The organism is Pseudomonas sp. CC6-YY-74 (assembly GCF_002025205.1).
Lineage (GTDB): Bacteria > Pseudomonadota > Gammaproteobacteria > Pseudomonadales > Pseudomonadaceae > Aquipseudomonas > Aquipseudomonas paeninsulae.
On sequence record NZ_CP019947.1, the window covers coordinates 541,922 to 565,896 of the forward strand.

Below are 23,975 nucleotides of genomic sequence, written 5' to 3' on the forward strand. Positions count from 1 at the left end.
GGTAGAGGTATGGCCGCGACCGGCGCTTCACTCCACCCCGACAAAACCGCCGGTCTGATGCTGCCAGAGGCGGGCGTAGAGGCCGCCGCGTTCGATCAACTGGCGGTGGCTGCCGGTTTCGACGATGCGGCCTTGATCGATGACCACCAGGCGGTCCATGCGCGCGATGGTCGACAGGCGGTGGGCGATGGCGATCACTGTCTTGCCCTGCATCAGGGTATCCAGGCTGTCCTGGATCACCGCCTCAACCTCCGAGTCGAGCGCCGAGGTGGCTTCGTCGAGCATCAGGATCGGCGCGTCTTTGAGCAGTACCCGGGCGATGGCGATGCGCTGGCGCTGACCACCGGAGAGCTTGACCCCGCGCTCGCCGACCCAGGCATCGAAGCCGTGGCCGCCCTGGCCGTCGTCGAGCAGCGGGATGAAGCTGTCGGCGCGGGCCTTGCGCACGGCTTCGAGCAGTTCGGCTTCGCTGGCCTCGGGTTTGCCGTACAGCAGGTTGTCGCGAATCGAGCGGTGCAGCAGCGAGGTGTCCTGGGTGACTACGCCGATCTGGGCGCGCAGGCTTTCCTGGGCCACCTCGGCGATGTTCTGGCCGTCGATGAGGATGCGCCCGCTCTCCAGGTCGTAAAGGCGCAGCAAGAGGCTGACCAGGGTCGATTTACCCGCGCCGGAAGGACCGACCAAGCCGATCTTCTCGCCGGGCGCGACCTCAAGGTTCAGGCCGCCGATGACCCCGTGGCTTTTGCCGTAGTGGAAGTGGATGTTGTCGAAGTGCACCTCGCCCTGCTGACCCGCAGCGGCCTGGCGTCCGCCCGGTCGCACACCTGGCGCGGCTGGACGATGGTGCGCATGCCGTCCTGCACGGTGCCGACGTTCTCGAAGATGCCGTTGACCACCCACATGATCCATTCGGCCATGTTGTTGATGCGGATCACCAGGCCGATGGCCAGGGCGATGGCACCGCTGCTGATCATCGCCTGGCTCCATAGCCACAGCGCCAGGGCGGCGGTGCCGACGATCAGTAGGCCGTTGAGGCCGGTGATGAGGAGGTCCAGCACGGTGATGATGCGCGATTGCAGGCGGAATTTTTCGAGCAGCTCCTGCATGGCCTCGCGGGCGTAGCGTTCTTCAACCTTGGTGTGGGCGAAGAGTTTGAGGGTGGCGATGTTGCTATAGCCGTCGACCACCCGGCCCATGACTTTCGAGCGTGCCGCCGAGGCGGCGGTGGAGCGTTCCTTGATGCGTGGCACGAAGTACCAGAGCGCCGCGCAGTAGCCGACGATCCACAGTAGCAGCGGCAGGACCAGGCGCAGGTCGGCGGCGGCGAACAGGTACAGCGCGCTGCCAGCGTAGACCAGCACGTGCCAGAGCGCGTCGACCACCTGCATGGCCGAGTCGCGCAGGGCCGGGCCGGTCTGCATGATGCGCTGGGCGATGCGACCGGCGAAGTCGTTCTGGAAGAAGCTCAGGCTCTGCTTGAGCACGTAGCGGTGGTTCTGCCAGCGGATCAGGTTGGTCAGGCCGGGGTTGATGGACTGGTGCGTCAGCAGGTTGTGCAGGCCGAACACCAGCGGGCGGATGATCAACGCTACCAGAAGCATCCACAGCAGCTCGCCCTGGTACTGGCTGAAAAATTCGCGGCTCGGCGTGGCCTGGGTCATGTCGATCAGCCGGCCGAGGAAACTGAACAGCGCCACTTCGATCAAGGCCGCGAAGAAGCCGACCACCAGCACGGCGATCATCAGTGGCCAGACCTGGCGCAGGTAATGGGCATAGAACGGCAGGATGCCCGCTGGCGGCTCGACGTCCGGCGTGGCTTTGAATGCGTCGATCAGGGCTTCGAAGCGGCGGAACAGCATGTCAGGCATCCGCCTAAGTCAGGGAGAAGAACCTGATTCTATCCCTTAACCCGCAGGCGCTCGACCGCCGGGCAATGCCGCAGGGTGAAGGCCGTACCTGGGCGCGCAGGCGTCTGCTGTCGATTATCGACAAGGGTTGTGGCCCGTGCGGTCAGGGTTGCGTGGCTGAGCCCTGTCAGCCGTTACGGCACTCTTGCGCCTGATACCGGTCAATAAGGATGAGGGGCGGCTTAACCCGCCTTGCCCGAGTTCGGATAGCCACTAGTGATTGAGGTCATGCATGCGTATTTTATTTCTGTTACCCGCAGTTTTCGCCCTGGCGTTGGTGGGGTGCGACAAAGAACCGGAACAGCCTAGTGTTCCACCGGCGGCACCGATACAGGAGGAGCAGGCTCCCGCACCTGCGGAGCCCATGCCAGCTGAGCCTGCCCCGGCCGAGGATAAGTACGGGCAGTAAGCGGTAATCCTACCGGGTGTGCGCTGTCGGTTCCGCGGCTTGAAACCGCGGCGCTAGCGCCATAGCCCCAAGGCGCGGGGTACGTGCGGGCCGAGCGGGCCGCTACGAGGGCGGCACGTTGGCGAGACTCTGCGCGTGCAGGGCCTCGGTGGCGGTCATGCGGCGACGACGGCGCAGAGGACGAGCGTCGTGCGCCGCCCACTGGTTATAGGCGCTTGGCTTCGATGATCAGCACCGGTTCGCGCGGTACGTTCTGCTGGCCGCCGCGATTGCCGGTCGCTACCTGGGCGATCTTGTCGACTACTTCCATGCCGCGCAGCACCTTACCGAATACCGCGTAACCGAAGTCGCGCGAGCTGTGGTCGAGGAAGGCGTTGTCCTTGTGGTTGATAAAGAACTGGCTGGTGGCCGAGTCGCGTACCTGGGTACGCGCCATGGCCAGGGTGCCGCGCACGTTGTGCAGGCCATTGTCGGCTTCGTTCTTGATCGGTGCTTGCGGCTGCTTCTGCTGCAGGTCGGCATCGAAGCCGCCGCCTTGCACCATGAAACCCGGAATCACCCGATGAAACTGGGTGCCAGCGTAGTAGCCGCTGTCCACGTAGCCGAGGAAGTTTTCCACGCTGATCGGGGCTTTATCCGCGTCCAGCTCGATTTCGATGTCACCGAGACTGGTGGTCAGCAGCACTTTCGGGTTCTCCGCAGCCAGCAGGCTGCTGGCAAACAGTACCGAGCAGGCGGCGAGGGCGAGTGTTTTCAGCATGCTTGTTGATCCTTGTTGAGGGCAGTGGCGGCAGTTTGTTCGACTTCCTCGAGGAAGGCCAGCAGGCTGCTGTTGAAGCGCTGCGGTTGATCCAGCGGTGTGGCGTGACGCGAATCTTCGATCACCAGCAAGCGTGCGTTGGGCATTTCCTTGACGTAGGCCTCTTTCTGCGCGACTGGGGTGTAGTCGCGGTCGGCGCTGATCACCAGGGTAGGGCAGGTTATGCGCGCCAGGCGTTCGCGCACCCCCCAGCCGATGATCGCGTCGAGGCTGGCGAGGTAGGCGCGCTTGTCGTTCTGCGGCCAGCGCTCCTCGATCTTACGCCGCAGTTCGGCTTGTTCGGGCTTGGGGAACAGCAGCTTACCCAGTGCCTTGGCAATCGTATCGAGGCTGAGCAGGCGCGACAGGCTCCAGCGTTTGGCGATTTCCAGGTAGTCGCGCGGGCTTTTCGCCTTCACTTCGGGGCCGCTGTTGACGATGGTCAGACTTTTTAGCAGTTCGGGACGGTCGACGCCCAACTGAAAGCCGATCATGCCGCCCATGGAGATGCCAACCAAATGCACCCTGTCGAACCCCAAGTGCTCGATCAGTGCGCTCACATCTTCGGCAAAACCGGCGATGCTGTAGCGTTCGCGCGGCTTGTCCGAGCGACCGTGACCGCGTACGTCGAGGGCGATCACCCGGTAGTGCGCCGCCAGTTCGGGGATCTGATATTCCCAGTCGCGGGTGCTTGAGCCCAGGCCGTGCACCAGCAGCACCGGTGCGCCCTTGCCGTAATCCTCGTAGTGCAACTGGCAACCGTCGTTATCGTAGTAGGACATGAGTGACTCCTTTCAACTGGCTGATTGGGGGCGGCGAAGGGTGCATTGAGTGGTGCCGAGTCGAAGTTCCTGATCAGGTCAACGAGAATCTGGCTGGCTGGCCCCAGGGCTTTGTCCTTGTGGCTATAGAGGGTAAAGCGTGGGTGGCTGGTGCCGCCTTGTGCCAGCGCCAGGGGCTGGAGTATTCCATCACTCAGCTCCCGGTCGATCAGGTGGCGCGGCAGCCAGGCGAAACCGAGGCCGCTGCTGACGAAATTGGCGGCGGTCGGCAGGCTGCTGACGGTCCAGCGCTGCTCGGCGCCCAGCCAGCCGACATCACGCGGCTTGCTGCGTCCGGAGTCGCGTATGACTACCTGCAACTGATTGTGCAAATCCTCGAAGGTCAGCTGGCGTTGCAGCTTGTGCAACTGATGGTCGGGGTGGGCGACCGCCACGAACTCCACTTCGCTGAGTTCATGGCCCAGGTAGCCGACCATGGACAGGCTGCTGATGGCCAAGTCGGCGGTGCCTTCCAGCAGCACTTCTTCTACCCCCGACAGCACTTCCTCGCGCAGGCGCACGCGGCAACCGCGGCTCTGCGGGATGAAGGCGGCCAGTGCCCTGATCAGCCGTGCGGTCGGGTAGGCGGCGTCAACCACCAGGCGTACCTCGGCTTCCCAGCCCTGATCCATGTTGTAGGCCAGGTCTTCCAGCTGGCTGGCCTGCTTGACCAGTTGCCGCGAACGGCGCAGCAGCACGTCGCCGGCCTCGGTGAGTACGGCCTTGCGTCCGTCGATGCGCAGCAACGGCACGTCGAGTTGTTCCTGCATCCGCGCAATGGTGTAGCTGACTGAGGATTGCGAGCGATGCAGCACCTCGGCGGCTTGGGCAAAGCCGCCCTGATCGACTACGGCCTGCAACGTACGCCATTGATCGAGGGTCACGCGGGGCGCTTTCATTATCTTCTCCTATTCACGCGAGCCGTTGGGTGCACGCTGAGGCGAACTCGCTCTAAACTGGCAGTCCTTTGTTGGAGACTGCCGCATGAAAATCTTTTGCTGTGCCCTGATCGCCTGTTTGCCGCTGGTTGCTTTCGCTTATCCGATCGAGGTGGAAAAACAGCTCAACGGTGCCGAAGTGTCGGTCACGACCCAGGAAGTCGATCACAACATGGGCGCCTTACTGCTCTACAACTACGGTCAGACCGAGGCCGAGTGCTCCGGGGTGTTCCGCAACGGCCCCGAGGCGCCGCGCACCCGTAAAGTAGTGTTGGTGCCGGGGCAGAGCAGCAACCTGACCATGAAATTCGCCCGGAGCATCATCAAGCTGCGCGTGCAGTTGACCTGTGGCCTGAAATGACCGCGCCGCTATGAACATTACCGATCCTAGTGCGAGGTGGTTAATAAATCAATTTTGTTGATAGGTAAAAGCGATTATTTGCGCTTTTTAATCGATAACTGTGTCTCTACTCTGTGCTCCATCGACGTTAACCAATCCCCTCGATGGAGCAAAAATATGTCCAATGTTCTGGTAATCGAAAGCAGCGCGCGCCAACAAGGCTCGGTTTCTCGTCAGCTCACCGAGCAATTCATTGCCCAGTGGCAAGTCGCTCACCCTGTCGATCAAATCCAGGTGCGCGACCTGGCGGTCGAGCAAGTACCGCACCTGGACGCCAATCTGCTGGGGGCTGGATGACCTCGATCGACCAGCAGAGCGTCGCGGAGCAACGTGCATTGGCCCTGTCCAATACGCTCACCGATGAAGTGCTGGCTGCCGATGTGCTGGTGCTGGCCGCGCCCATGTACAACTTCGCCATCCCCAGCACTCTGAAAGCCTGGCTGGATCATGTGCTGCGTGCCGGCGTCACCTTCAAGTACACCGAAACCGGCCCGCAGGGCCTGCTCACTGGCAAGCGTGCCTTCGTCCTGACCGCCCGTGGTGGTATCTACGCCGGTGGCAACATGGATCATCAGGAACCCTACCTGCGTCAGGCATTGGCCTTCATCGGCATCCACGACGTCAGCTTCATCCATGCCGAAGGCCTCAACCTGGGCGGCGAGTTCATGGAGAAAGGTCTGGCCGAGGCCAAGGCGCAATTAGCGCAAGTGGCTTAACAGACCGCTGAAAAGGCTAAGACCCGGTTATGGGTTGAAACGTGCAGGTCAGCTAGGTGATGCCTGGGGCGCGATACTGCGTAGGGCGGGCCGGGCCACGCAGGTTAGTGGTGCAGAGCAAGGTCTGAAAATCAACTGTGGAATAGGTGCGCCGCGTAACCCACCAAGCGATGATCGGTGTGCTCCATCGGGTGGGTTACGGCGCAACGGACGGCGTGCCCGCCAATCGCCTGTGCGCATGCGCCTAACCCACCCTGCAAAAACTGCGCGCAACACGAAATTGAGACAGAGTCGTTGAAAAACTACTGCGTTCGCGACGTTTTCAACGGCCGGCTAGTGTTCAAGTAACAGGCAGCTCCCTTGGCGTCCCTTTGCTCCTGGCGCGCATATGCCCGGTCGATCGCTTTGGCGGTTGGCCGGGTTTTTTTGTGCCGGTGGTGCGGCGATTGTTCGAAACCTCGCGACAGGCTAAGGTCGCCGGCTTGCTGCGAGGTGGCCATGCGTTATCTAGTCTTCGTGACCCTGTTATGGGCCTTTTCTTTCAGTCTGATCGGCGAGTACCTGGCCGGCCAGGTGGACAGTTATTTTGCCGTGCTGACGCGGGTGCTGATCGCCGGTCTGGTGTTTCTGCCCCTGACCCGCTGGCACGGCGTGGCGCCAGCGTTCATGCGTGGCATGTTGCTGATCGGCGCGTTGCAGTTCGGTGTCACCTATGTCTGCCTGTACCTGAGTTTCAGCGTGCTGACGGTGCCGGAAGTGCTGCTGTTCACCATTCTGACGCCGTTACACGTGACCCTGATCGAGGATGCGTTCAATCGGCGTTTCAATCCCTGGGCCTTGCTCGCCGCACTGGTCGCGGTGGCGGGCGCGGCGATCATTCGCTACGACCAGCTCGGCACTGACTTCTATGTCGGCTTCTTCCTGCTGCAAATCGCCAACTTCACCTTTGCCGCCGGGCAGGTGTTCTACAAGCACCTGCTCGTCCGGCATCCTTCGGACATTCCACAGTATCGGCGCTTCGGCTACTTCTACCTGGGTGCGTTGGCCGTCGCCTTGCCGGCCTTCTTGCTGTTCGGTAACGCCGCCCGCTTGCCCACCAGCGCCATCCAGTGGTGGGTCTTGGTCTGGCTCGGTATGGTGGCGTCCGGGCTTGGTCTTTACTGGTGGAACAAGGGCGCGAGCCTGGTCGATGGCGGTACCCTGGCGGTGATGAACAACGCGTTGGTGCCGGCGGGTCTGCTGGTCAATCTGTTGCTGTGGAACCGCGATGCCGATCTGTGGCGGTTGAGTCTGGGTGGGGCGGTGATTGCCAGCTCCCTGCTGTTGACTCGGGTCGGCAGCCGGCGGCTACTGGCGGCGAAGGAGATGCGATGAAGCTGTCCGGGCGTGGCGTGTCGCTATCGATTGGCGCGTCGATGCTGTTTGCCCTGATTCCCGGCTATGTGCAGCAACTGGCGCCGCTGGACGGTGTACAGGTGTTCGCCCAGCGGGTGCTCTGGTCGATTCCGGCGGTGTTGCTGCTGGTCGCCGTGGCCCGGCAATGGACGGTGCTGGCAGTGGCCATCGGCCGCCTGCGCCGTGAGCCGCTATTGCTGGCGGCCTTGCCGCTGGCGGCGGCGTTGATTGGCGTGCAGTGGGCCGTGTTCGTCTGGGCGCCGCTGGCCGGGCGCATGCTGGATGTGTCGCTGGGCTACTTTTTGCTGCCCCTGGCGATGGTGCTGGCCGGGCGGGTGTTCTACGGCGAGCGCTTGCGCCCGTTGCAGCAGTTGGCGGTGTGCTGTGCCTTGCTCGGCGTGCTGCATGAACTGTGGCGCCTGCAGGCGTTTTCCTGGGTCACCCTGGTCACCGCGCTGGGTTATCCACCGTATTTCATGTTGCGCCGCTGGATGCGTCTGGATGCCCTGTCCGGGTTTATTCTGGAAATGCTGGTGCTGGCGCCTCTGGCGGTCTGGCTGATCGTCGCCTGGGGGCCGGTGGCGGCGTTCACCCAGGCGCCGCAGCTGTGGTGGCTGTTGCCGGGTCTGGGCTTGCTCGGCGCCCTGGCGTTTGCCGCGATGATGGCGTCCAATCGGTTGTTGCCGCTGGGGCTGTTTGGCATTCTCAGTTATGTCGAGCCGGTGCTGTTGTTTCTGGTGGCACTGTTGTTTCTCGGCGAAAGCTTCAATGCCGAGCAGTGGCTGACGTATCTGCCGATCTGGCTGGCGGTGCTGCTGGTCGGCTGGGACAGTGCGCGGCTGCTGATCAAGCAACGGCGTACCTGACAGGAGGTAACATGCAGATCCATGCTGACCTGGCCGAGCGTGTAGTGCTCGATACCCAGGCTATCGACTGGCAGGCCTCACCATTGCCAGGCGTCGAACGGCGTCCGCTGGAACGGTTTGCCGCGGAAAGCGGGCGCGCCACCTCGATCGTGCGCTATGCGCCGGGGTCTTCGTTCAGCCGTCACCAGCATCCGGCGGGAGAGGAGATTCTGGTGCTCGACGGTGTGTTTACCGATGAGCACGGTGACTATCCCGCCGGTTACTGGCTGAAAAATCCGCCCGGTAGTGGCCATGCGCCATCCAGTGCGCAGGGTTGTCTGTTGTTCGTCAAGTTGTGCTACCAGGCGCCGGAGGATCAAAGCTCGCTGCGCATCGATACCCGTGCCGCCGAGTGGCGCCCCGGCCTTGTCGCAGGCTTGAGTGTGTTGCCGCTGGCCAGCTTCGCCACGGTGCACACGGCATTGGTACGCTGGGCGCCAGGCACCGAGTTCCATGGCCACCGGCATCTTGGCGGGGAAGAAATCCTGGTGCTGGAGGGGGTATTTCAGGATGAATTCGGCGATTATCCCGCCGGCACCTGGCTGCGCAACCCGCACGGCTCAACGCATACACCGTTTTCCCGTGAGGGTTGCCTGATTTATGTAAAAGTCGGCCATCTGCTCGAAGCAAGTGCAACGGATCAGTCCAGCACGTTTCTCAGCACTTCGTAGACAATCCCGCTGGCAATCGCTACCAGCACCACGTCGGTGCCGACCTGCTTCCATTGGTAGCCGTCATAGCGCGGCAGTTGGCTGGCCACGCGGTCGTTGACGTTCTTGGCGATACCGGGTGGCAGTGGTTTGCCGCATGCCAGGTTCTTGGCGATGCCTGGCGGCAGTGAGCGGGTCGGGCCGATCAGTTGCCGGTTGTCGCCCAGCACGATGCGTACGCGGCCGATATCGATGGTGGGGCCACTGACGTGGACACTGACGTCGCCGTCATAGCCAGCGCCCTGTTTGCCATGGTTATCGGTTTTCGGCGCGGCGAAGGCGCTCTGCGTGGCCAAGGCGATGGCCAGGCCACTACCGACCAGCAGGCTGGGAGACGGGTTGGGCATGCAACTCTCCGGGGCTTTGGGGCGGTTGTACGGCCTGATTTGAGCGCTTTCATGGCGTTCTGTTCAAGTGCCGAGGTGCCCGCTCTGTGCGGTTCTGCACAAAGAAATTCGGCCACAGCGCGGGAAACCGTTACGCTATACAGCTGATTTCCGTTTTTCGTCGAGGTTACCTCCGTGTTTTCCCAATTCGCCCTGCATGAACGTCTGCTGAAAGCCGTGGCTGCGCTGAACTTTACCGAGCCCACCCCGGTGCAGCTGGCGGCTATCCCGCTGGCGCTGCAAGGGCGCGATTTGCGGGTGACGGCGCAGACCGGCAGCGGCAAGACGGCGGCCTTCGTCCTGCCGATGCTTAATCGCCTGTTAGGCGATGGTGCTTCCTCGCCGCGCATGAGCGTGCGCGCGATGATTATGCTGCCCACCCGTGAGCTGGCCCAGCAAACGCTCAAGGAAGTCGAGCGCTTTGCCCAGTTCACCTTCCTCAAGGCCGGTTTGATTACCGGCGGTGAGGATTTCAAGATGCAGGCCGCGATGCTGCGCCGGGTCGATATTTTGATCGGCACACCGGGTCGTCTGATCGAACACGCCAACGCCGGCAACCTGCTACTCGATGAAGTGGAAGTGCTGGTCCTCGACGAAGCCGACCGCATGCTCGATATGGGCTTTGCCGAAGACGTGCAGCGTCTGGGCGAGCTGTGCAATGCCGCGCGCCAGACCCTGCTGTTCTCCGCGACCAGCGGCGGTGCAAGCCTGCGTGAGATCGTCGCCAAGGTGCTCAAAGAGCCCGAGCACCTGCAGCTCAACCGCGTCAGCCAGCTCAATGAAGGCACGCGCCAGCAGATCATCACCGCCGACCACAACCACCATAAAGAACGTATGGTCGAGTGGTTGCTGAAGAACGAGACCTACGACAAGGCGATCATTTTCACCAATACCCGGGTTCAGGCTGACCGCCTGTATGGCAAGTTGGTTGCCCACGACTTCAAAACCTTCGTGTTGCACGGCGAGAAGGATCAGAAAGACCGCAAGCTGGCCATCGACCGTCTCAAGCAAGGCGCCGTGAAAATCCTGGTAGCCACCGATGTGGCCGCGCGCGGTCTGGATGTCGACGGTCTGGATCTGGTGATCAACTTCGACATGCCGCGTTCGGGTGACGAATACGTGCACCGCATTGGCCGTACCGGCCGTGCTGGTGCCGAAGGTCTGGCGATTTCACTGATCTGCCACAATGACTGGTCGCTGATGTCGAGCATCGAACGCTACCTCAAGCAGCGTTTCGAGCGGCGCAATATCAAGGATATGAAAGGCATCTACCAAGGGCCGAAGAACCTCAAGGCGTCTGGCAAGGCAGTCGGGCCGAAGAAGAAGAAAATCGATCCCAAGACCGGCAAGAAGCTGGCCGCGAAGAAACCGGCCGCCAAGGCGCCAAGCAAGCGCAATACCATCAACAAGCCCAAGGTCGCAGCGGCCGAGTTGGTCAGCCAGGATGGTTTGGCGCCGCTTAAACGGCGCAAGCCTGAAGCAGAGTAAGCGCCACGCGTAGGGTAGGCGGGTGGCGATCCGCTGCAGCCCACCCTACGCCACTAGAGCGAGTTTACTTCGGCACAATCAGGATCTTGCCGTCGCGTTCGCCACTGGCGGCCGCGGCCACCGCCTGCTTGATCTGACTGACGTCATAGGTAGCTGCCACGCGAGTCTGCAGCTTGCCGCTGGCAATCAGTTGGGTCAGCTCACCGAACACCTTCATCTGCTCGGCCGGGGTGGCATTCCGGAACCATTTGGCCAGCCAGAAGCCACGCAGGCTCACGTCGCGGAACACGATGGACGCCGGTGAGACCTGGCAAGGCTGACGGCTCATCATGCCGTAGTTGACCAGTACGCCGCCCTCGCTGAGGCTCGCGGCCAGATGGTCGGTGGACTCGCCGCCCACCGCATCGATACCCAGACGCACGGCTTCGCCGTCGGTGGCCGCGCGCACGCGCTTGGCCAGGTCGGGTCCGTCCACCAGCACCACGTCGCCGCCTTCGGCCGTCACCCCAGCCACTGCCGACTCACGGCGCACCACGTTGATGGTCTTGAAGCCACGCAGCTTGGCCAGCTGGATCAGGTAGCTGCCGACGCCCGAGTTGGCCGCGTTCTGGATCACCCAGTCGCCGGGCTTGAGGTCGACGAACTCGCTGAGCAGCAGGGAGGCGGTCGGCGGGTTGACGGTCAGCATCGCCAGTTGCACCGGGTCGCCTTCCGGCAGCGGGATCAACTTGTTCGCCGGTGCATTGAGGTGGCTGACCCAGGTGCCGCAGCCGACCGGCAGCAGCACCAGTTGGCCGACCTTCAGGTTGCTCACCTCGGGCCCCAGCTCCTCGATGCGGCCGACCCCTTCGTTGCCACCAATCGCCGGCAGCGGCGGCAGCATGCCGTATTCGCCGGTCAGGGTGAGCACATCGGAGGGGTTGATCGGCGCGGCCTCCACCTTGATCCGTACCTGGCCCACGGCAGGTGCGGGTAGTTGCAGTTCGACGGCGTCGATCACGTCTTGCGGCACGGGGCCGCGGGTTTGGTATTCGGCTTTGAGCATGAGGATTCTCCAGTTGGTCGCGACTCATTCAGAGGACAGAGTCTAGACCGGAGTGGGTAGGGCGGGACGAATCCTGTTTAATCGATCTCGGTGATTACTCTCGGCTTGCTGCACCTGAGCCTGTGAACCTTGGCTGGCCTTTGCGGGTCGGAACTCAAGAGAGCCGTGTGCACGGAATTGGCTCCGCGTTCGGTACGCCGAGCGACACGCTAACAGGAGAGGATGAGATGACTTACAACTGGGATCTGATCGAGCGCTTGTTGCATGAAGTACAGAACAGCGCGGGCAAACCTTTCGCGCCGCGGGATTATGCCGAAGAGCTGGCCGCAGAGCTGCAGCGGGCGGGTGAGCAGACCGGCAACCTCGACGCACTCAAGGTACTTGCTACGCAGTATGAGGAGCAACTACTGAGCGCGGGCTTCATCACGCCGCGGCCCGAGGATGAAGGCGGCAATGGCGAGAACTTCATATTGACCGAACGTGGGGCGCAACTGTTGAGCATGATCGACAGCAGTTTCCCTGGCGGCGAGCACGCTCGCGAGTTGCTCGATCAGCAGGGCGCGTCAGCGCTGGTACCAGAAGCGTTCGACGAACTGGCCAGCCAGGCCAGCCTCTTGTAGTCCATTACGTTGGCTGCTGCATGAGTCGAGGCCGCCTGATGGATGCATTGGGTCGTGACGTGGCTACACGTTCACCCTGATTAGGCGGTTATGCTGCACGTCTGCTGAACAAAGGGGACTGGCATGCAGTGGATGTTGGGGATGGTGCTGCTCTGGTTCAGTCTCGCCATTGCGGCTGAACCGCTGCGCCTGGGTATGGGCACGCACAAGCCACCTTATGTGTTTCAAGATGAAGCGCGGGGGCTGGAGTACGAGATAGTGGCGGCTGCCGCAAAGCACGCCGGCTTTGCCATACAAATCACCTATGCGCCGATGGAGCGCTTGCACCTGCAGTTACGGCGTGGCGAAATCGACGCCATTGCCACCACCAACGAGCAGAGCGGCATTGATGCCTTCTATTCCGAGCCGCATATCTACTACCAGAATGTTGCCCTGGCATTGCGCGCGCGCAACTACAACATCGAGCGGATTGCCGATCTGGGTAATTACTCGGTCAGCGCCTTTCAGCGTGCACGTTTTTTACTCGGTAATGAGTTTCAGCGGATGGCGCAGAACAACCCGCGCTATCGTGAAGAGGCGCAGCAGATCGCGCGTAATCGCCTGCTCTACAGCGGGCGGATCGAGGTGGTGGTGGGGGATATGCGGATCCTGCGCTACCTCAATCGTGAGGTGCTCGATCAGGTCGATGTCAGTCAGCCACTGAGCGAATACCGGATATTCGCCGCCACTCCCTATCAGGTTGGCTTCCGCCGTGAGGCTCAGCGCGACCGTTTCAATCGCGGGCTGGCGGCCATTCACGCGAATGGCGAGTACCGCGCAATCGAGCGGCGTTACGCGATGTATTGAGCTCGACAGCTAAAGTGATGCGCGCTGGGCTGCAAACCGGGCTGCGCGGTTGCATGACTCGGCCATCCGGCTCCGCCACTATCCGACGCTAAGGAGAGAAGTATGTTGCGCACCCGCATGCTGGCGATTCTGGGTTTGACCGGCGTGCTGCTGATGCCGCCGATTGCCGTGCACGCCGGTGAGTTTCCCAGCGAACAGGGCACCCTGCAGGTCAGCCAGCTGGTCGCGGGCCTCGAGCATCCCTGGAGCATGGCCTTTCTGCCTGAACGACAAGGCCTGCTGGTCACCGAGCGACCTGGGCGTTTGCGCCTGGTTGATCTGCAGGGTGGGCTGTCCGCGCCGATCGGCGGGGTGCCGGCGGTCTATGCCAGAAGCCAAGGCGGGCTGCTCGATGTGGCGTTGTCGCCCGAGTTTGCCCAGGATCGTCTGGTTTATCTGTCCTATGCCGAGGCCGGCGACGGTGAGTACAGCGGTACCGCGGTCGGGCGCGCCAGGTTGTCGCTGGATAAGCGCACGCTGGAAGGTTTCGAGGTGATCTTCCGGCAGCTGCCGAAACTGTCCCGCGGCGCGCATTTTGGCTCGCGGTTGGTGTTCGACCGCGACGGTTATCTGTTTGTCGCCTTGGGCGAAAACAACCAGCGCTCGACCGCGCAGGACCTCGACAAGCTGCAAGGCAAGGTGGTGCGCCTGCACCCAGACGGCAAAGTACCACCCGACAACCCCTTTGTCGGCCAACCAGGCGCTCGAGCGGAAATCTGGTCTTACGGCCATCGCAACCAGCAAGGCGCCGCACTCAATCCCCGGACCGGGCAGTTATGGACCCACGAGCATGGCCCGCGCGGCGGTGATGAGATCAACATCCCGCAAGCCGGCAAGAACTACGGCTGGCCGCTCGCCACCCATGGGGTCAACTATTCGTTCCTGGCGATTCCGGAAGCCCAGGGCAAGGTGGTCGCCGGAACCGAACCGCCGCACTATGTCTGGGAAAAGTCCCCGGCAATTAGCGGCATGGCGTTCTATGACGGCGAGCGCTTTGCCGCCTGGCGGGGCAACCTGTTCATCGGTGCGTTGGCCGGACAGGCGCTGATTCGCCTGGAGTTGCGCGGCGATCAGGTGGTACACGAGGAGCGTCTGCTGGAGCAGCTCGATGCGCGCATCCGCGATGTGCGCCAGGGGCCGGATGGCTATCTCTATGTGCTGACCGACGCCAGCAACGGACAGTTGCTGCGCCTGGACCTGCGGCCACAGCAGTAAGCGCCGGGCTGACGTCGCTCAGTGGGTCTTCTGGGCGTCGTCCTTGTCGGTCTTGGCTGCCAACAGCTTGGGGTTCAGCGGCCTGCTGGTCACGCTGAAATCGAGGATCTCGATGGCGCCTTTACCCTCGCCGAGCAGGTGGAAGGAGAACGCCTTGCGTGCGGCCAGGTTGTTGAAACTGAAGCTGACCTCGATCGGCCTGTCCTGGGTCAGGCGCGGCAGTTCAGGGATTGGCAAGGCCACGTCGCGCTCGAACTCTTTGGTTTTCAACTGCAGCGTGGCGCCTCCACTATCCATGCCCACGCCGCGCACTTTCAGGGTGACAGTGGTTCGCGTGCCGCGCGGCAGCTCCAGGTACTGGGCGCCGACCAGGCTGTCCGCCCAGTCGTCGCCGACTTTGCGTTTCAGCTTGATGGGTCTGCGGTTGGCGAACTGGTAGTGCAGTTGCGCCTGGCCGTTGCGCAGGGATTGGTCGAGCAGGGCGGCGCGCTGGCTGACCAGGCGCGCCTCGCGGCCGCTGATGCGGCCGAGGTAGGCCGCGCTATCGGCAATGAATCCGGTGCTGGCGTAGCGCCGGCAGACCTGCTGGAAGTCGCATTCGGTGAAGGTGCCCTGGCCGTCGTGCTGGCGCAGCATGCCGTTGGTGTAGGACAGCATGGCGCGCCCGCTGGCGTAGTCGCGCAGCAGCGAGCGGCCGGCGATATTGTCCGGTATCGGTAGGGCGAAATAGTCGAGCACCGAAGCCGTCAGGTCGACGTGGCCGTAGACGCCGCTCTTCAGCGCCGGCAGTTGTGCCTGTTCCGGCGCCAGCAACAGGTTGAAGCCCCAGGCCGACGCCAGGCGCACGTTTTCCACGCCATGGGATTCGTCGGAGGTGATCAGCACCAGCGTGTCCTTGAGCACGCCCTGTTTCTCCAGCCCGCTGAGGAAATCCGCCACGGCGTCGTCCAGGTAGGCGACCACCGCCTGCTTGGCGGTCGGGTAGCGGGCGAGGTAGTCCTGTGGCGCCGAGTAGGGTTGGTGGGTGCCGACGGTGAGCAGGGTGAGCATCCAGGGGCGTTTCTGCTGGCGCAGCTGCTTCACATAATCCAAAGCGCCTTCGAAATAGGTCTTGTCGTCCACGCCCCAGCCGAAGTCCAGGTAGGGCTTGTTCTTGAACCAGTCGCGACCCAGGGTCTGGTCGAAGCCCATGCGCGGCATGATCTGATCCTTGGCCATGAAGCGTAGCCCGGCGCCTTGCAGGTAATGGGTAGTGAAACCGCGCTGGCGCAGCTGCGCCGGCAGGCACTGCTCGCTGCGCTTGGGGTTGCCGAGCAGTTCGAGGCCTTTCGGCGAGCCGGAGTCGAGCTTGCTGTAATCGCCGCAGAGCATGGCGTACAGGCCGCGAATGGTCTGGTGGCTGTGCAACACATAGTCCGGAGTAAGCATGCCGCGCTCGGCCCACTGACTGAGCCGTGGCATCAGTGCTTGCTGGTAGCTGCTGTGCAGGGCCTTGCGGCTGGCGTCGATATAGGCGCCTGGGATGCCTTCCAGGGTGATGATCAGCACATTGCGCGCCTGCCCTGGGTGGTCGAGCAGCGGTGTGCCGGCGAGGTCGAGCTGGTTGAACGTGCGGATGTCCGGCGGGCTGGCGGGCTGGTCGCCGGCCAGCCAGTCCGCGAGGCGCAACTGGCCGGCGCTCAGGCTTTCCGCCAGCATCTTGTGCGGCAGGTTGAATTGCAGCCATTGGGCGGCTTCGCTGGGGCTGCGGTACTGGTAGATGGCATGCGTCAGCAGCAATGACAGCGGGGCCAGCAGCCAGACCAGGTTGAGGCGTTGCCGCGACGGCGCGCTTGGCCGCCTGCTCAGCAGCAGGTGCAGGGCGATACCGAACGTCAGGGTCAAGGCTAACCAAGGGTGGCTGAGGCCCGCGCCCTGGGTCGAGTGGCGGACGAATTGGGCGTCGCCCAGGTAGTGCAGATCCGCTGGTTCGGGCATGCGTCCGACTGCGCTAATCAGTTCAGCGTTGCTCAGACTGAAGATGCCCCAGGCCAGCAGCACCGGCAGGCGCAACAACCAACTGCGGCCATGCAACAGGATCAGCAGCAGACTGCCGATGGCCAGATCCGACAGATAACCGAACGGGTGCGACCAGCCCAGGCCGTAGCGACTGGCCAGTGGGATCACAATCAATACCAGGGCCAATGTCAGCGAGGCGCTGGCCGGGTGCTGCAGCCAATGGCTGGATGGGCGCACGGATACTCCAGAAGCAATTGTCATAACTGATCGACGGCAATGCCGAATTCACCGCGGAGCGCAGTTAGACATGATTCTGAAACATGCCTGTGCTAACCGCCAGTAGGGGCAGTTGAATACACTGAAATAGAGGGGGGAGGGATGAAGCATTAGCCCAGCGCCTTGTCTGGGGGAGCAAAGCGCTGCGGGGCTAAGGGAGCTCGGCTTATTTCTTGCCGATGGTGATCTGCTTGGACGCGCCGTAGACCTGGCCACTGACGCCTTTGGCGATCTGCTGGATTTCACCGCCGGAGGTCAAGAAGGCGGCGATCTGCGCATCAATCGAGGCGCTGGTTTCAACGGCGGGAGCTGGTTTGGGCTTGCTGTTTGATGCTTTTACACGCATGGCGGCCATTAACCTATTAAAAAATTAATTTGGGCAGAGATTGTACATGAACGGCTTGACAAATGCTTGGTAAATAACGCTGGCAACTCAAGTTACGGCTAGGTCAGTGACTGGCCGAGGGTGTGGATAGTGCCGATGGCGCTGAGTAAGTCATTGTTTATCAAGTTTCTGTCAGAGGAATGAGCCGTCCAGCGGTTTGCTTAACGGATGGTCCCCACTGGTCGGATCGGTTCTAGGTTCCCTGGCGAGGTCCTGCGAGTTCACGTGCCGGCGTCGAGAATCCAGGCCGCAACTCAGGTAGAATGTCTGGCTCGCAAAGAGGGTAGGGCATCATGGCTGTAATTGGACGAATGAATAGTTTGCAGGTCGTGAAACACACCGACTTTGGTCTGTATCTGGATGGCGGCGCGGACGGCGAAATCTTGCTGCCCAAGCGCTATATCCCCAAAGACACGCCAAGTGAGGTGGAGGACTGGCTGAATGTATTCATTTATCTGGACAGCGATGACAAGTTAATTGCCACCACAGAAACACCGAAAGTGCAGGTCGGTCAATTTGCCAGCCTGAAAGTGGTGGATATCAACCGCGTCGGATTATTCCTCGACTGGGGTTTGCCCAAAGATCTGCTGTTGCCCCACTCGGAAGAAAAGCGCCCGCTGCAAGTCGGCGACTACTGCGTGGTCTACGTGTTTGTCGACAAACGCAGCAAGCGCCTCACCGCCACTGCGCGTCTGGATCGTTACCTGGACAGCGTGCCGGCCACCTACACGACGGGTCAGGAAGTCGATCTGCTGGTGGTCGAGTCCACCGACATGGGCTTCAAGGCGATCATCAACGGCAAGCACTGGGGCCTGATCCACAAAAACGAACTGTTCAAGTTCGTGCGCAGCGGCATGCAGGAGAAGGGCTTCATCAAGGAAGTGCGCGCAGACGGCAAGATCAGCCTCAGTCTGCAGGCGATTGGACAGGAAGCGGCGAGCAGCCTGGGCGAGCAGATCCTGGCCAAGCTGCGCGAGCACGATGGCGTGCTGCCCCTCAATGACAAGAGTTCGCCAGAAGCCATCAGCGCCCTGTTTCGCGTCAGCAAAGGCAACTTCAAGAAGGCCATCGGCGGTTTGTACAAGCAGGGTCGCATCGTGATTCACGACGACCGCATTGAGTTGCCCGCCAAGTAAGGCGCCTGCCCCGCAGCTGCGGGCCGCTGGCTTGTGCTCTGGCAGCGGACGCGAGAGGGTGGTCGAGGAGGGCGCCGGATGCCGGTTTTTTGAAAACCTGCTTGAGCGGCCTTAGACTCCATTGAATAATGCCCAGGCATTTTGCCGTTGTAGCTCAGTTGGTAGAGCACGTCATTCGTAATGATGGGGTCGGGGGTTCGATTCCTCTCAACGGCACCAATAAAATCAAGCACTTAACGTTAATGGCGTTGAGTGCTTTTTTGTTTATGGGTGCAGCGCGGGTGCAAAAGTCCGGGTTTTGATCTGACTTACTATCCTGAGTAGGCGCACCTTTCGAGAGCTTCCTGATGGCTGCGCAGCACCAGGAAGCTACGTTGAAAGCACAATCCGAAACGCACCTTCTACCAGCTGTTCGTCAGTTGGCTCAGCTTTTGACTTATGCAGTCGTGCTAGGCAACTCGTGCCCGCGGGTAAAAGTGCTAGGCCTGGTCAAGAACACTGCTTGGCTAGTCACGTCGTTCGCTTCTCCATGCCTATGGAGGCCACATTAATGCAGTTGGGTATTTTCGAGTCGAGTCTGCAAAAGGCACAAGCTAAGGGTTGGCACTGGTTGTTGGAGCAGTCGGTTCGCAGCAGTGCAATGAGGGATTGGTGAGAAAAACCTTGATCCTGTGCCCCGGCTGGATAACCGCTGTAATCCCCTCACGCCATAAGACAAGACCTGTGCACTGAATGACAAAAGAGCGGGCGGTCAGCGTCAATTCTTCGCCGGCTCGCCACCCTTACCATCGTGACTCTCTCAAACAACAACAAAGAGAAAGTCATGGCCGGAAACATCAAAAAACAAGGCGATAGCATCGACTACACCGCCATCGCGGTGCCCGACGCACAGCGCATGAGCAAAGGCTCACTGACCATGGCCTGGTGGGCCATCTGCAGCGCCATGTTCTGGCTGGTGGTTTCCGCCACCCTGGCAATGAGTTTCGGCACGATAAATGCCATCATCGGCTTACTATTGTCTGTCGTAAGCTTTGCGGCCATCAACGGCGTCATTGCCCGCTACGCCATTAAGACCGGGTTGTCGGTCGCGCTGTTCTCCCGCGTGCTATTCGGACGCACCGGCGCTGCACTGGCCACCCTGATCTTCTTCGCCACCGCGATCTACTACAGCGTGTTCGAAGGCTCGGTGATCGCCATCGCCATCCACAACTATGTATCCGCCCTGACGCTCAATCAGGCGTATCTGCTAGTGGTGCTGTACAGCGTGCCGCTGGTATTCGGCAGCGTGCAAAACTGGCTGGACAAGCTCAATGGTGTGCTGCTGCCGCTCTACCTGATGGGTTTGATCGCGGTGGTGGTGATGGCCGTCGGCGAATACGGCTACAGCTCCGCCTGGCTGGAAATGGGGCCTGAGAGCGGGCCGGTGAGCAATGGCTGGTGGGACTGCTTCACCTACTTCATGGGGGTGTGGATTCTCATGATGTACACCTGGGACTACGCCCGTTTCGGTCGTAAGCAGGATGCCGGCTACCACGCCAAGTTCAACTTCGGCCTGCCCTTCTATATATTCACCTTCCTGATCAACGGCCTGGTCGGCATCTTCCTCGCCGCCACCATCCCCACCCAGGGCGGTCTGTCGGAAGTCTCGGTGGTGCTCGCCATCGTCGAGCTGATGGGCATCTGGGGGCTGCTATTCGTCTGGGTCAGCCAGACCCGTATCAACACCGCCAACTTCTTCATGGCGGCCAGCAATATGCATGCGTTCTTCGGCCGCTTTGGCCTGGGCAAGGTTCCCTATATGGTTTGGGCCATCGTGGTCGGCGCACTGGTCTACCTGCTGATGCTGCTCAACGTGTTCAGTTACATCCTGCAGGCCTTGGCGTACCAGAGCATCTTCGTGGTCGCCTGGGTGGCGATTGCCCTGGCACACATCTGCTCGCCGAAGTACTCGCAGTTGTTCGAGGGCAAGGTCGAGTTCGCCCTCGAGCGAGTCAACGCCTTCAACCCGTGCGGTTTGACCGCCTGGTTCTTCGCCGCAGGCCTGGGGATAGTGCTGCTGAACTTCGGCGGCGCAACGCTGGCGACTTTCTCGGCGCCGGTGACCTTTGTCAGCGCGTTCGGCAGCTACTGGCTGCTGCTCAACAGCGCCAAACGCAGCTGGTTTGTTCGCGCCAGCTGCACCTGAAACCATCGCCCCTGTCCGCCGGGCCGATGCAGTCGGCTCTGGCAACTCGCTGCAGCTACCCACCCGATCCAGCACCCAGCCACGGCACTGCCGCGGCTGGGTGCTGCGCTGCTGAAAACAAGACTAATAATGCAAAAGAGCCAATCCATGAGCCTGATCAACCTGCACTCACTACCCACACTGACATTACTGCCGTTGCTGGCATCGCTCGCGCTACCCGCCGGCGCGGTGGCTATCAATGACAACCTGGACATAGGCGGCGCCGTGCGCGCGCGCATCGACTACGACCCCGACCGGGATATCGAGAAGCTCAGCTTCGATACCGCCTTCCTCACCGCGACCTACAACTCCGACAGCTGGATAGGCGCGGCCAAGTACCGTTTCTACGGCAAGGCCTACCCCTTCGACTACACCGACAAGATCGGCGACATCTCCTTCGCCGAATATGCCTGGATTGGCTACAAGTTCGATGAATCCCGTCAGATCCAGGTGGGCCTGAACAAGATTCCCTTCGGCCTGCTGCCTTATGCCGGCAGTACCTTCTTCGAGACTCTGGGCAGCGTGATCGGCCTGGAAGACATTGCGAACCTGGGTGTCAAATACATCCAGCAGCAGGATGACTGGAACTTCCAGCTCGGTTACTACCTGCGCCCGGCCGATCAGGGCCAAGGCACCAGCCGCGGCGGGCGGACCTATGCAACCAGTGTCGCCACGGCCGACGATTACGTTGTCGACGGCAGCGACAACCATGAGCGCGACATCTTGGTCGGACGTCTGGCCCGCAACCTCAAGCTTGGCAGCTGGCAGTCGGAGATCGGCGCCTCGGCATTGACCTCGTCGCTGCAGAACCAGGACACCGGCGACAGTGGTCGGCGCAATGCCCTGGCGGCCCATTATCTGGGCAAGAACGGCCCCTGGGGCGTGCAGCTGCAAGCCACCCGCCAGGACATGACCCCGGAAAATTCCGGCAGCGACAAGCTGGTCAGCTTCGGCAGCTTCGACGGCACCTTCAACGTCGCGGCCAAGGGCAACCTCTATGTCGCCGACCTCAGCTACGACATTCCCGGCACACTCGGCTGGCTCTCCGGAGTCAAGGTCTACGGCAACTACAGCCTGTTCGACAAGGATGAGTCCAGCTTCGAGGACTCCCAGCGCTTCATCCTCGGCACCTCGTTCTCGCTGAAAGACCTGTGGATCGCCGTCGAGTGGCTGCATGGCAAGCACGATCCCTATATCGGCGGCAGTAGCTACACCCAGAGCCTGGGCGCCGGCGGTAGCGATCGCTGGGAAAACCAGTTGTACACCAACATCGGTTACTACTTCTGAGGCCATAAGCGGCGCCAGCAACCACTCACGCTCCTGTTTTCGCCAGCCATGTGCTGGCTTTTTTTTGCGCAGCGATCCGTCCTCCGGGCACTGGATCCTGCCTCGCCGCAGCAATAGCAACAGTACACCCCAGGACAAAAAACGGTGCGTTCTGCGACAAGCCAGCCGCCATGCCCGCGCGTAGTTTTAGTGACGTGGGCAAGACATCCGTCACGGCCCCCCCGGATAAAAACAAGATTTCTGGTGACCCATGAACACAGTAGATCCGATCACCCTGGCAGTCGTGCGCGGCGCGCTCGAAACCGCCCAGCGAGAAATGACCCTGACGCTGGAGAAGACCAGCCGCTCGAGCGTGTTCAACCTCGCCCATGACTACTCCAACGCGCTCTTCGACCACTTGCCGGAAATGATTCTGCAAGGGCAGGACATCCCGATTCACCTGGGCTCGCTGATTCCCGCGATGAAATGCGTGGCCGGTTTCTTTGGCGATGACATTGCCGAAGGCGACGTCATCTACCACAACGACCCGGCCTACATGGGGAGTCATATCCTCGACTGCTGCATGTACAAACCGGTGTTCTACAAGGGCGAACTGGTGTTCTGGGCGGTCTGTAAGGGCCATCTGACCGACATCGGCGGCCCGGTGCCGGCCGGCTACAATCCGGACGCCAAGGAAATCTACGCCGAGGGTCTACGCATTCCGCCGGTCAAGTTGTGGTCCCAGGGCCAGCGCCGTGAAGACGTGATCAACCTGCTGCTGACCAATATGCGTGCCCGCGCCTACCAGGAAGGCGACTTGAATGCCCAGTACGGTGCCTGCAGCGTGGGCGAACGCCACCTGATCGAGCTGCTCGATCGCTACGGCGTCGACCAGGTCCGCGCGTGCATTACCGAGCTGAAGGATATGGCCGACCGCCATATGCGTGCCCTGCTGCGTGACGTGCCAGACGGTTTCTATAGCGGCACCGCAATTCTCGAAGACTCCGGTCATGGCCTGGGAGAACTGTCGATCACCGCGCAGGTGGAAATTCGCGGTGACGAGGCGCACGTACTGATCGAGAGCCCGCCGCAGGTGCCTTACTTCATCAACTCCTACGCGGGCAACTCGATCTCCGGGGTCTACCTCGGGCTGATGATGTTCGCCCAGGTGCCTCCGCCCTATAACGAAGGCCTGTATCGCTGCGTCAGCGTCGACCTCGGCCCGCCCGGCACGCTGTGCAACGCCCAGGAGCCGGCGCCGCACGTCAACAGCACCACCACACCGATGGAAACCCTGGCCGACGCCGTACGTCTGGCCCTGGAACAGGCCGCTCCGGAGCGGGTGACCGCCTCCTGGGGACATGCCAGCGGGATCAACATCGCCGGGCGCGACCCACGCAGCAACAACGACGAATACGTGACCATGGTGCTGGCCTCGATCATCTCCGGTGCCGGCGCCAACAAGGCCATGGACGGCTGGCCGGCCTGCGGCCCGCTGTGTTGCTTCGGCGCGCTGATGTCCGGCGATATCGAGCTGCTGGAGTACTCCTATCCGGTGCTGATCCATCGCTACAGCCTGATGGCAGACAGCGGTGGCGCCGGCGAATTCCGCGGTGGTTCCGGTACTCGCCTGGAGATCGAACCGCTTGAACACGCCATGACCGTGATCGGTTTCGGCGAGGGCCGGCAGCTGCCCACCGCCGGTGCGGCGGGGGCGAAGAATGTCCTGCTCGAACCCAAGCTCGGCCGCCTGATCCATCGGCATGCCGATGGTGAGGAAGACCATTACATCCAGAACACTCTGCTGACCGCGCAACCGGGCGATCGTGTAATCAACGTCAACCCGGGCGGTGGCGGCTATGGCGATCCACTGCGTCGTCCGCTGGCTGCGGTACTGGCCGATGTGCGCAACGGCCTGGTCTCGGTCGACGGCGCGCGCCTGGAATACGGCGTAGTGATCGACGGCAACGGCCAACTAGATGAAGCCGCCACCCACGCCAACCGCGCCGCGCACTAAGCACAGCCCCATTGAGCAATGCAGAGGATTCGAG

The 23,975-nt window shown here is 61.8% G+C and carries 18 protein-coding genes, 1 tRNA gene and 3 pseudogenes; 14 read left to right on the forward strand and 8 right to left on the reverse strand.

Translation table 11 applies throughout. The features are described from left to right. Nucleotides 1-27: 27 nt before the first annotated feature. The 4 genes and pseudogenes from B2D37_RS02510 to B2D37_RS02525 form a co-directional block, all read right to left on the reverse strand. Nucleotides 28-1,859: pseudogene (locus B2D37_RS02510) on the reverse strand (ABC transporter ATP-binding protein). A gap of 662 nt (nt 1,860-2,521) precedes the next feature. Continuing rightward, the gene (locus B2D37_RS02515; protein WP_079201244.1) at nt 2,522-3,076 is read right to left on the reverse strand and encodes a peptidylprolyl isomerase; all 555 of its coding nucleotides are present in this window, start codon (nt 3,074-3,076) and stop codon (nt 2,522-2,524) included. Beyond that, nucleotides 3,070-3,897, reverse strand: a complete 828-nt coding sequence (locus B2D37_RS02520) for an alpha/beta fold hydrolase (RefSeq protein ID WP_079201245.1) — start codon at nt 3,895-3,897, stop codon at nt 3,070-3,072. The genes B2D37_RS02515 and B2D37_RS02520 overlap by 7 nt, the downstream gene beginning before the upstream one ends. Nucleotides 3,898-3,908: 11 nt before the next feature. Beyond that, nucleotides 3,909-4,835, reverse strand: a pseudogene (locus tag B2D37_RS02525) (LysR family transcriptional regulator); the annotation flags it as partial. A gap of 85 nt (nt 4,836-4,920) precedes the next feature. On the opposite strand from B2D37_RS02525, the gene B2D37_RS02530 reads away from it, so the two are divergent. The 5 genes and pseudogenes from B2D37_RS02530 (at nt 4,921) to B2D37_RS02550 (ending at nt 8,961) form a co-directional block, all read left to right on the forward strand. Continuing rightward, nucleotides 4,921-5,235, forward strand: coding sequence for a 3-phosphoglycerate kinase (locus B2D37_RS02530; RefSeq protein WP_079201246.1), 315 nt, complete (start codon nt 4,921-4,923; stop codon nt 5,233-5,235). A gap of 156 nt (nt 5,236-5,391) precedes the next feature. Then, a pseudogene (locus B2D37_RS02535) lies at nt 5,392-5,990 on the forward strand (FMN-dependent NADH-azoreductase). Nucleotides 5,991-6,488: 498 nt separating this feature from the next. Next, nucleotides 6,489-7,364, forward strand: coding sequence for a carboxylate/amino acid/amine transporter (locus tag B2D37_RS02540; RefSeq protein ID WP_079201247.1), 876 nt, complete (start codon nt 6,489-6,491; stop codon nt 7,362-7,364). After that, nucleotides 7,361-8,251, forward strand: a complete 891-nt coding sequence (gene rarD, locus B2D37_RS02545; RefSeq protein WP_079201248.1) for an EamA family transporter RarD — start codon at nt 7,361-7,363, stop codon at nt 8,249-8,251. Before B2D37_RS02540 ends, rarD begins: the two co-directional genes overlap by 4 nt. An 11-nt stretch (nt 8,252-8,262) precedes the next feature. After that, on the forward strand, nt 8,263-8,961 hold the full coding sequence (locus B2D37_RS02550) for a cupin domain-containing protein (protein WP_079201249.1): 699 nt from the start codon (nt 8,263-8,265) through the stop codon (nt 8,959-8,961). Here B2D37_RS02550 and B2D37_RS02555 read toward each other — a convergent pair. After that, complete coding sequence (locus tag B2D37_RS02555; RefSeq protein WP_079201250.1) at nt 8,931-9,347, reverse strand: anti-virulence regulator CigR family protein; 417 nt, start codon at nt 9,345-9,347, stop codon at nt 8,931-8,933. The genes B2D37_RS02550 and B2D37_RS02555 overlap by 31 nt on opposite strands. A 174-nt stretch (nt 9,348-9,521) precedes the next feature. Here B2D37_RS02555 and B2D37_RS02560 point away from each other — a divergent pair, with 174 nt between their 5' ends. Then, nucleotides 9,522-10,874, forward strand: coding sequence for a DEAD/DEAH box helicase (locus B2D37_RS02560; RefSeq protein WP_079201251.1), 1,353 nt, complete (start codon nt 9,522-9,524; stop codon nt 10,872-10,874). A 64-nt stretch (nt 10,875-10,938) separates the two neighbouring features. On the opposite strand, the gene B2D37_RS02565 is transcribed toward B2D37_RS02560, so the two are convergent. Continuing rightward, nucleotides 10,939-11,919 (reverse strand): zinc-dependent alcohol dehydrogenase family protein, encoded by a 981-nt coding sequence (locus tag B2D37_RS02565; protein ID WP_079201252.1) that lies wholly within the window; start codon nt 11,917-11,919, stop codon nt 10,939-10,941. A gap of 227 nt (nt 11,920-12,146) precedes the next feature. On the opposite strand from B2D37_RS02565, the gene B2D37_RS02570 reads away from it, so the two are divergent. The 3 genes from B2D37_RS02570 (at nt 12,147) to B2D37_RS02580 (ending at nt 14,639) form a co-directional block, all read left to right on the forward strand. Next, nucleotides 12,147-12,539, forward strand: a complete 393-nt coding sequence (locus tag B2D37_RS02570) for a transcriptional regulator (protein WP_079201253.1) — start codon at nt 12,147-12,149, stop codon at nt 12,537-12,539. Nucleotides 12,540-12,662: 123 nt separating this feature from the next. Then, on the forward strand, nt 12,663-13,385 hold the full coding sequence (locus tag B2D37_RS02575) for an ABC transporter substrate-binding protein (RefSeq protein WP_079201254.1): 723 nt from the start codon (nt 12,663-12,665) through the stop codon (nt 13,383-13,385). Between the two features lie 102 nt (nt 13,386-13,487). Then, nucleotides 13,488-14,639: a PQQ-dependent sugar dehydrogenase gene (locus B2D37_RS02580; protein WP_079201255.1), complete on the forward strand. Its 1,152-nt coding sequence runs from the start codon at nt 13,488-13,490 to the stop codon at nt 14,637-14,639. Nucleotides 14,640-14,657: 18 nt separating this feature from the next. On the opposite strand, the gene B2D37_RS02585 is transcribed toward B2D37_RS02580, so the two are convergent. After that, the gene (locus B2D37_RS02585; RefSeq protein ID WP_079201256.1) at nt 14,658-16,874 is read right to left on the reverse strand and encodes an LTA synthase family protein; all 2,217 of its coding nucleotides are present in this window, start codon (nt 16,872-16,874) and stop codon (nt 14,658-14,660) included. 205 nt (nt 16,875-17,079) lie between these two features. Further along, nucleotides 17,080-17,268 carry a hypothetical protein gene (locus B2D37_RS02590; RefSeq protein WP_177345175.1) on the reverse strand — a complete coding sequence of 63 codons (189 nt, stop codon included), beginning with the start codon at nt 17,266-17,268 and terminating at the stop codon, nt 17,080-17,082. A gap of 323 nt (nt 17,269-17,591) precedes the next feature. Here B2D37_RS02590 and B2D37_RS02595 point away from each other — a divergent pair, with 323 nt between their 5' ends. From B2D37_RS02595 to B2D37_RS02615, 5 genes are all read left to right on the forward strand, one after another. Further along, entirely contained in the window at nt 17,592-18,434 is an 843-nt protein-coding gene (locus tag B2D37_RS02595; protein WP_079201257.1) for a S1 RNA-binding domain-containing protein, read from the forward strand. 143 nt (nt 18,435-18,577) lie between these two features. Beyond that, nucleotides 18,578-18,653, forward strand: a tRNA-Thr gene (locus tag B2D37_RS02600). A gap of 604 nt (nt 18,654-19,257) precedes the next feature. Next, on the forward strand, nt 19,258-20,619 hold the full coding sequence (locus tag B2D37_RS02605) for a cytosine permease (RefSeq protein WP_079201258.1): 1,362 nt from the start codon (nt 19,258-19,260) through the stop codon (nt 20,617-20,619). Between the two features lie 147 nt (nt 20,620-20,766). Continuing rightward, nucleotides 20,767-21,945 carry a porin gene (locus B2D37_RS02610; RefSeq protein ID WP_079201259.1) on the forward strand — a complete coding sequence of 393 codons (1,179 nt, stop codon included), beginning with the start codon at nt 20,767-20,769 and terminating at the stop codon, nt 21,943-21,945. 250 nt (nt 21,946-22,195) lie between these two features. After that, nucleotides 22,196-23,941: a hydantoinase B/oxoprolinase family protein gene (locus B2D37_RS02615; RefSeq protein ID WP_079201260.1), complete on the forward strand. Its 1,746-nt coding sequence runs from the start codon at nt 22,196-22,198 to the stop codon at nt 23,939-23,941. Nucleotides 23,942-23,975 lie beyond the last annotated feature (34 nt).